The organism is Peptostreptococcus sp. MV1, from assembly GCF_000758885.1.
Classification (GTDB): Bacteria; Bacillota; Clostridia; order Peptostreptococcales; family Peptostreptococcaceae; genus Peptostreptococcus.
Genome location: NZ_JRNB01000113.1, coordinates 1 through 852, shown reverse-complemented (window position 1 = coordinate 852; position 852 = coordinate 1). Strand labels below are relative to the sequence as shown.

Below are 852 nucleotides of genomic sequence, written 5' to 3'. Positions count from 1 at the left end.
CAATTAGCTTGGTGTTAAGTATCCTCACAGCATTTCTGACATTTCTACTTGGTATTGGAACAGCCCTACTATATTTGCTGATGATGTTTTGCATATTTGGAGCAATTGCCTCTTTTCTGCAAAAAGAAGTTACCATCGGAATAGAAGCATTGATATTAGGATTCCTGTTAAGTCCATACGGAATACCGATGGTTGGAGCAGCAGTTATAGCTTTTTTACAAGGTATCAATGAAGCAATAAAATCAATCTAAAAAATTTCATAAAAATGGTTACCAAAGGCGATAGAGAAAAAACTATCGTCTTTTTCTTTGCAAATTTTTAAGGAGGGAGGTGATCCTGCATGGACTTTGACTATTTCTATAACAGAGAAGCGGAAAGATTTAACTTTCTAAAAGTGCCTGAAATATTGGTAGACGGAGAAGAATTTAAGGGACTGTCTGCTGAATCCATTATCCTTTATTCCATGCTGTTGAAACGCACAGGAATGTCCTTTAAGAATAACTGGATAGACAAGGAAGGCAGAGTTTTTATCTATTTTACTGTTGAAGAAATTATGAGAAGAAGAAATATCTCAAAGCCGACAGCTATAAAAATATTGGACGAGTTAGACAGCAAAAAAGGAATAGGACTGATTGAAAGAGTAAGGCTTGGACTTGGTAAGCCGAATGTCATTTATGTTAAAGATTTTATGAGCATAATAGCGGTAAAAGAAAATGACTTTCAGAAGTCAAAAAACTTAACTTCAGAAGTAAAAGATTTTAACCTCAGAAGTAAAGAAAATGAACTTCAGGAAGTTCAAAATGTTGACTCTAACTATATAGAGAATAATAAGAGTAAGTATAGTAAGAGAGA

2 protein-coding genes are annotated in these 852 nt (G+C 34.0%); both read left to right on the top strand.

Annotated features, from left to right (window positions below; translation table 11 throughout):
• Positions 1-2 precede the first annotated feature (2 nt).
• On the top strand, positions 3-251 hold the full coding sequence (locus tag HMPREF1639_RS07685; RefSeq protein WP_052045474.1) for a CD1845 family protein: 249 nt from the start codon (positions 3-5) through the stop codon (positions 249-251).
• A gap of 89 nt (positions 252-340) precedes the next feature.
• Positions 341-852: replication initiator protein A (locus HMPREF1639_RS07680; protein WP_036765152.1), on the top strand; the 512-nt coding region annotated here is incomplete at its 3' end.